This is a genomic window from Variovorax sp. P4_D9, from assembly GCF_056401695.1.
Genome location: NZ_JBFUIU010000031.1, coordinates 20,941 through 27,819, shown reverse-complemented (window position 1 = coordinate 27,819; position 6,879 = coordinate 20,941). Strand labels below are relative to the sequence as shown.

General features: G+C 66.0%; 9 protein-coding genes. 3 read left to right on the top strand and 6 right to left on the bottom strand.

The features are described from left to right. A partial coding sequence (locus tag AC1DY5_RS05850; RefSeq protein WP_478109552.1) for a BON domain-containing protein occupies nucleotides 1–344 on the top strand: 344 nt, incomplete at its 5' end. 4 nt (nucleotides 345–348) lie between these two features. Here AC1DY5_RS05850 and AC1DY5_RS05845 read toward each other — a convergent pair. From AC1DY5_RS05845 to AC1DY5_RS05835, 3 genes are read right to left on the bottom strand one after another with little or no spacing between them, the layout of a single operon-like run. Then, nucleotides 349–1,269, bottom strand: a complete 921-nt coding sequence (locus AC1DY5_RS05845) for an NAD(P)-dependent oxidoreductase (RefSeq protein WP_478109550.1) — start codon at nucleotides 1,267–1,269, stop codon at nucleotides 349–351. Between the two features lie 22 nt (nucleotides 1,270–1,291). Continuing rightward, complete coding sequence (locus AC1DY5_RS05840; protein ID WP_478109548.1) at nucleotides 1,292–2,428, bottom strand: PilT/PilU family type 4a pilus ATPase; 1,137 nt, start codon at nucleotides 2,426–2,428, stop codon at nucleotides 1,292–1,294. Between the two features lie 37 nt (nucleotides 2,429–2,465). Further along, nucleotides 2,466–3,509, bottom strand: a complete 1,044-nt coding sequence (locus AC1DY5_RS05835; RefSeq protein WP_478109545.1) for a type IV pilus twitching motility protein PilT — start codon at nucleotides 3,507–3,509, stop codon at nucleotides 2,466–2,468. A gap of 39 nt (nucleotides 3,510–3,548) precedes the next feature. Between AC1DY5_RS05835 and AC1DY5_RS05830 the strand changes: the two genes are divergently transcribed. Further along, entirely contained in the window at nucleotides 3,549–4,235 is a 687-nt protein-coding gene (locus AC1DY5_RS05830; protein WP_478109543.1) for a YggS family pyridoxal phosphate-dependent enzyme, read from the top strand. Nucleotides 4,236–4,269: 34 nt separating this feature from the next. On the opposite strand, the gene AC1DY5_RS05825 is transcribed toward AC1DY5_RS05830, so the two are convergent. Together AC1DY5_RS05825 and AC1DY5_RS05820 are read right to left on the bottom strand one after the other, a co-directional pair. Then, complete coding sequence (locus AC1DY5_RS05825) at nucleotides 4,270–4,488, bottom strand: tautomerase family protein (protein WP_478109541.1); 219 nt, start codon at nucleotides 4,486–4,488, stop codon at nucleotides 4,270–4,272. 32 nt (nucleotides 4,489–4,520) lie between these two features. Continuing rightward, nucleotides 4,521–5,237, bottom strand: coding sequence for an SDR family NAD(P)-dependent oxidoreductase (locus AC1DY5_RS05820; RefSeq protein WP_478109539.1), 717 nt, complete (start codon nucleotides 5,235–5,237; stop codon nucleotides 4,521–4,523). A 151-nt stretch (nucleotides 5,238–5,388) separates the two neighbouring features. Here AC1DY5_RS05820 and AC1DY5_RS05815 point away from each other — a divergent pair, with 151 nt between their 5' ends. Next, nucleotides 5,389–6,306: a LysR family transcriptional regulator gene (locus AC1DY5_RS05815; RefSeq protein WP_478109537.1), complete on the top strand. Its 918-nt coding sequence runs from the start codon at nucleotides 5,389–5,391 to the stop codon at nucleotides 6,304–6,306. A 2-nt stretch (nucleotides 6,307–6,308) separates the two neighbouring features. Here the strand turns inward: AC1DY5_RS05815 and AC1DY5_RS05810 are convergent, their stop codons facing one another. Further along, nucleotides 6,309–6,791: an Lrp/AsnC ligand binding domain-containing protein gene (locus AC1DY5_RS05810; RefSeq protein WP_478109535.1), complete on the bottom strand. Its 483-nt coding sequence runs from the start codon at nucleotides 6,789–6,791 to the stop codon at nucleotides 6,309–6,311. Nucleotides 6,792–6,879 lie beyond the last annotated feature (88 nt).

The window sequence follows — 6,879 nt, the reverse complement described above, 5'->3', positions numbered from 1 at the left end:
ATGCCAAGGACATCTTCGCCAATTCGTTCAAGGTCGTGACCGAGCGCGGCACGGTCTACCTGATGGGCATCGCGACCCGTCGCGAGACCGATCGCGCGACCGACATCGCGCGCGGCGTCGCGGGCGTCACGAAGGTGGTGCGGGTGGTCGAGATCGTCAGCGAAGCGGAACTGCAGAACCAGCTGCAACAGCAGCAACAGCAGGGTCAGCCCGGAGGCACCGGCTCGTCGTCGGGCAGCGCGCCGGCCTCGCGCTCGAACGTGCCGCTGCCGCCGATGGAGCCGCTGCCCTCGTCGTCGACGCCGCCGGCCGGTGGCGGCGTCACGACCTCGCCGATACGCTGAAGCCCTACTTGAGCCGGGTGATCAGGCTCGAAGTGTCCCAGCGCCGGCCGCCGGCCTGCTGCACGTCGGCATAKAACTGGTCGACCAGCGCGGTCACCGGCAGCCGGGCGCCGTTGCGCCTGGCCTCGTCGAGTACCAGGCCGAGATCCTTGCGCATCCAGTCGACCGCGAAGCCGTAGTCGAACTTGCCTTCGATCATGKTCTTGCCGCGGTTGTCCATCTGCCAGCTCTGGGCGGCGCCCTTGCCGATCACGGCCAGCACCTCGTTCATGTCGAGCCCCGCGCGCTGGCCGAAGGCGATGGCCTCCGACAGGCCCTGCACCAGCCCGGCGATCGCGATCTGGTTGACCATCTTGGCGAGTTGGCCGGCGCCGCTCTGGCCGAGTAGCGTGACGGCGCGCGCGAAGGCCGCGATCACCGGCTTGACTTTGTCGAAGGTGGCCGAGTCGCCGCCGCACATCACGGTCAGCGCGCCGTTCTGGGCGCCGGCCTGGCCGCCGGAAACCGGCGCGTCGATGAACTGCAGGCCGCGTTCGATCGCCGCCTTCGACAGCTCGCGCGCGACATCGGCCGAGGCGGTCGTGTGGTCGACGAAGACCGCGCCGGGGGCCATGCCCGCGAAGGCGCCGTTCTCGCCCAGTACCACCGAGCGCAGGTCGTCGTCGTTGCCGACGCAGCAGAACACGATGTCGGCATTGGAGGCCGCGCCATGTGGCGTGGCCGAGTGGCTCACCGACGCCGAGGCCTGCGGGGCGAATTCCTGCTCCCAGTCGTGGGCCTTGCCGGCGCTGCGGTTGTAGACCGTGACGTGGTGGCCCGCCAGCGCGAGGTGGCCGGCCATGGGATAGCCCATCACGCCGAGGCCGAGGAAGGCGACCTTCTGGGAAGGGATGGGGTCGTAGGTTTTGGGGTTGAGGCTCGTCATGGCCCCAAGCTTAGCGCGAGCTTCAAACGATCGCGAAGTGCTCCGTCCCGGCCGAGAGGTCAGTGCTGCGCGCGCGCTGGCTGTTGAGCTTGATCTGCAGGCGCAGGTCGTTGGCCGAGTCGGCGTTGCGGATCGCGTCGTCGAAGCTGATCGCGTTGCCCTCGAAGAGGTCGAACAGCGCCTGGTCGAAGGTCTGCATGCCCAGGTTGCGGCTCTTCCGCATGATCTCCTTGATCTCGCCGACCTCGCCCTTGAAGATCATGTCGGAGACCAGCGGCGTGTTCAGCAGGATCTCGACCGCGGCGATGCGGCCGTGGCCGTCCTCGGTCGGGATCAGCCGCTGCGAGATCAGGGAGCGAAGGTTGAGCGACAGGTCCATCAGCAGCTGGGCGCGGCGCTCCTCGGGGAAGAAGTTGATGATCCGGTCGAGCGCCTGGTTGGCGCTGTTGGCGTGCAAGGTGGCCATGCACAGGTGGCCGGTCTCGGCGAAGGCCACCGCGTGCTCCATCGTCTCGCGGTCGCGGATCTCGCCCATCAGGATGACGTCGGGAGCCTGGCGCAGCGTGTTCTTGAGCGCCGCCTCCCAGCTGTCGGTGTCGATGCCGACCTCGCGCTGGGTCACGACGCAGTTCTTGTGCGGGTGCACGAACTCGACCGGGTCCTCGACCGTCACGATGTGGCCGTAGGAATTCTCGTTGCGCCAGTCGATCATGGCCGCCAGCGTGGTCGACTTGCCAGAGCCGGTGGCGCCGACCATGATGGTCAGGCCGCGCTTGGTCATCGCGATGTCCTTGAGCACCTGTGGCATGCCCAGCGCGTCGATGCTCGGCAGCTTGGCCGGGATGGTCCGCAGCACCATGCCGACCTTGCCCTGCTGCACGAAGGCATTGACGCGGAAGCGGCCGATGCCGGTCGGCGAGATCGCGAAGTTGCACTCCTTGGTACGTTCGAACTCGGCCGTCTGGCGGTCGTTCATGATCGAACGCGTGAGCGCCAGCGTGTGCTGGGCGCCGAGCGACTGGGCTGACACCTTGGTGATCTTGCCGTCGACCTTGATCGCGGGCGGGAATTCGGCCGTGATGAACAGGTCGCTGCCGTTGCGGCTCACCATGAGCTTCAGCAGGTCGTTGATGAACTGGCTGGCTTGATCGCGTTCCATGACGGTACTCCGTTGCGGCTGCTGCAGGGCTGCGAGCTCAGCCCGGGAAATTCTCGGGGATCTTGGCCTTTCCGCGCGCTTCCGCGGAGGAAATGACATTGCGGCGCACCAGGTCGGTCAGGTTCTGGTCGAGCGTCTGCATGCCCTGGCCGCTGCCGGTCTGGATCGACGAATACATCTGCGCCACCTTGCCCTCGCGGATCAGGTTGCGGATGGCGGGCGTTCCCAGCATGATCTCGTGCGCCGCCACTCGGCCCTGGCCGTCCTTGGTCTTGCAAAGTGTCTGCGAAACCACCGCCTGCAGCGACTCCGACAGCATGGCGCGGATCATTTCCTTTTCTTCGCCGGGGAAGACGTCGATGATCCGGTCGATGGTCTTGGCGGCCGACGAGGTGTGCAGCGTGCCGAACACCAGGTGGCCGGTCTCGGCCGCGGTCATCGCGAGCCGGATGGTCTCGAGGTCGCGCATTTCGCCGACCAGGATCGCGTCCGGGTCCTCGCGAAGCGCCGAGCGCAGCGCGTTGGCGAAGGACAGCGTCATCGGCCCGACCTCGCGCTGGTTGATCAGGCACTTCTTGGAGTCGTGGACAAACTCGATCGGGTCTTCGACCGTGAGGATGTGGCCGTACTCGGTCTCGTTCAGGAAGTTGATCATCGCCGCCAGCGTGGTCGACTTGCCCGAGCCGGTCGGGCCGGTCACCAGCACCAGGCCGCGCGGCTTGAGCGCCAGATCGCCGAAAATCTTCGGTGCGTTGAGCTGCTCGAGCGTGAGGATCTTCGACGGAATGGTCCGGAACACCGCCGCCGCGCCGCGCGACTGGTTGAAGGCGTTGACCCGGAAGCGCGCCAAGCCGTCGATCTCGAACGAAAAGTCGACTTCCAGGAATTCTTCGTAGTGCTTGCGATGGGTGTCGCTCATGATGTCGTACACCATCGCGTGCACCGCCTTGTGGTCCAGCGCGTCGACATTGATGCGGCGTACGTCGCCGTGGACCCGGATCATGGGCGGCAGCCCGGCCGAGAGATGCAGGTCGGACGCCTTGTTCTTGACGCTGAAGGCGAGCAGTTGGGTAATGTCCACGCAATTCCTCGGTGACGTTTTGATACGACTTTGAAGATTATGACGATGATTGGCGACAAGCTCCAGCAAGTTCGGGTGCGGATCGTGACCGCCTGCACGGCTGCCGGACGCGATCCGGCGAGCGTGCGCTTGCTCGCGGTGTCGAAGACCTTCGATGCCGAGGCGGTGCGTGCGGCGCATGCGGCCGGCCAGACTGCCTTCGGCGAGAACTATGTCCAGGAGGGCGTGGCCAAGATCGAGGCGTTGGCCGACCTGCGTGCGCAACTCGAATGGCACTGCATCGGCCCCCTGCAGAGCAACAAGACGCGGGTGGTGGCCGAACATTTCGACTGGGTGCACAGCATCGACCGCCTGAAGATCGCCGAGCGTCTGGCCGAGCAGCGGCCGGCGCACTTGCCGCCGCTGCAGGTCTGCCTGCAGGTGAATGTCGACGGCGGCGCCAACAAGTCGGGCGTGTCGCCGGAAGAGGCCCTGGCGCTGGCGCAGACCGTGGCGGCTTTGCCACGTTTGCGGCTGCGCGGGCTGATGGCGATCCCCGAGCCGGCGCTGGATTTCGAGGCGCAGCGGGCGCTGTTCCTGCGCGCCGCGGCGCTGTTCGCGCAGATCCGGGCGGCCGGCATCGAGCTCGACACGCTCTCCTTGGGAATGTCGGGCGACCTCGAAGCCGCGGTCGCAGCCGGCAGCACCATGGTTCGCATCGGCACTGCGATCTTCGGCCAGCGCTAGGCGGCCCGGGGGCTTCTCTCTTCGAACCAGCCCCTCAGCTGCGCCGGCCCGCGGCTTGCTCGCGGCGAAACTCGGCGACGGGGCGTCCGCCCACGCCCCAGTTGTCGAGATCCACCTCGTCGATCACCACGAAGGTGGTGGCCGGGTCCTTGTCCAGCACACGCACCATCAGCTCCGTGGCGCCGGCGATCAGCTGCCGCTTCTGTTCCTGCGTCACGCCTTCGCGCGTGATTTCGATCTTGATGTAGGGCATGTCGTGTCACCGTTCGTTGCTAGGGGCGAATCTCACCAGTGGCCTGCGGCCTGCCCGCCGTCGACGTGAAGGATCTCGCCCGTCACGAATGAAGCCTTCTCGAGGAACAGTACGGCGTCGACGATCTCTCCGATTTCACCCATCCGGCCCAGCGGATGCAGGCCGTTGAGCGTGGCGTGGGTCTCCGCCGGATGCATCGGCGTCTTGATGATGCCGGGCGAGACCGCATTCACGCGAATGCCACGCGACGCGTACTCGATGGCCAGCGACTTGGTGGCGGCGTTCAGCCCGCCTTTGGTCAGCGAGGCCAGAACCGACGGGACGCCTTTGATCGGCTGCTCGGCGAGGCTCGTCGTGATCTGGACGATGTGGCCCGAGCCCTGCGCTTCCATCCGCTTCAGGGCCAGTTGGCTGATGTGGAAGAAACTGGCCAGGTTGGTGCCGATGTTCGCCGCCCAGTCCTCGCTGGTGAACTGGGTGAACGGCTTGGCCGTGAAGATGCCGGCGTTGTTGACCAGCGTGTCGATGCGGCCGAAGCGATCCACACCCTCGCTGAAGATCCGGTCGGCCGTCGCGCGGTCCGCGGCGTCGCCCGCGATCGCCAAGATGTCCGGATCGGCGCTGGCGCCGATCGAACGCGAGTTGGCGACGACCCGGAAACCGGCTTGGCGATAGGCCTTGACGAGCGCTGCACCGATGCCGCTGGAGGCGCCTGTGATGACGGCGACCTTGGAAACATTGGAGGTCATGAGAACAGTCCTTTGAAGTGGAGGGTTGACAGACCTCGGCGGGCTCGCTGGATCTGTTGTCTCGACTTTATTGATGTTCTTTTATGGCTTAAAGTAGGTTTGGTGAACATCTACGAGTACATGATGTAATGAATAAAGCGAGCCACACCTCATGAACCGACAGTTCGACGACGTGATGCTGGGCAGCATCGAACTGTTCTGTCTCGCCGCCGAGCAAGGCAGCTTCACGGCCGCGGCGGCGACCGCATCGGTGACGCCTGCGGCCGTCAGCCGTTCGGTCTCGCGGCTGGAACAGCGGCTCGGCGTGCGGCTCTTCACGCGGACGACGCGCCAGATGCGTCTGACCGAGGCGGGGCGCGGGTATTTCGAGCAGTGCCGGCAGGCCCTGAACCAACTGGTCGAAGCCGAGCGGGAGGTCAGCGGCCACCAGCTCGCGCCGTCCGGCCTGCTGCGCATCAGCGCGCCGACCACCTACGGCCACTACCGCCTGCTGCCGCTCGTGCCGGCATTCCGCGAGCGCTATCCGGAGGTGAAGGTCGAGGTCAACGTCAGCAACCGCAACATCGACTTCGCGGAAGAGGGCTACGACCTGGCGGTACGGGCGCGGGCGACGGGCGACTCGACGCTGGTGGCACGGCATCTGGAGGACACGCCGCTGGTTGTCGTCGCTTCGCCCGAGTACCTGAAGCGCCACGGAACGCCCTCGACTCTCGATGACCTGCGGGCCCATGAGTGCATCCAGTTCGAACTGCCCAGCAGCGGGCGCACCGTCCCGTGGCTGTTCCGGCAGCACGGGCAGGACCTCGATCTGCAGACCACCGGCGGTTATGCATGCTCGGACGACGTGGTCGCCGGCGCCACGCTGGCGCGCTACGGCGCGGGTGTGTTCCAGGTCTATCGCTTCGTGGTCGAGGAGGACTTGCGCACGGGCCGGCTGGTCGAGCTTTTGAAGGACTTCAGCGGCCGTTCGCGGCCGCACAGCCTGTTGTATCCGCACCGGCGCTTCGTGCCGTTGCGGGTGCGCGTGTTCGTCGACTATCTGCTCGGCCAGCGTTCCGCAGAGCCTTAGCGTTAGCCCGGCAGCGGAATCCGCGCGCTGCTCTTCACCTCTTCCATCACCGCATAGGTCCGCGTCTCGCGCACGCCAGGCAGTTGCCACAGCACCGTGCCGGCGAAGTCGCGGTAGGCCGCCATGTCGGCCATGCGGGTCTTGAGCAGGTAGTCGAAGCCGCCCGCGACCATGTGGCATTCCATGATCTCGTCGCGCACCTGCACCGCGGCCTTGAACTCGTCGAAGACGTTGGGCGTGGTGCGGTCGAGCAGCACCTCGACGAACACCGTGAAGCCGCGGCCCAGCTTGTGCGGATCGAGCCGGGCCTCGTAGCCGAGGATGAAGCCGTCGCGCGCGAGGCGCTGCACCCGGGCCAGCACGGCCGTCGGCGAGAGCGCGACGGCCTCGGCCAGCTTGAGATTCGAAATCCGGCCGTCCTCCTGAAGAACCTTCAGGATTTTCATGTCGATGCGGTCGATATCGGCGGGTGATTCGTTGGTCACTGGTGGATTATCCGGTTGAAACGCAATTTTTGGTGAATAACTCGGCACAGGAAGGCGGACCATCGCTTCCATCGACCACCGGAGTTTT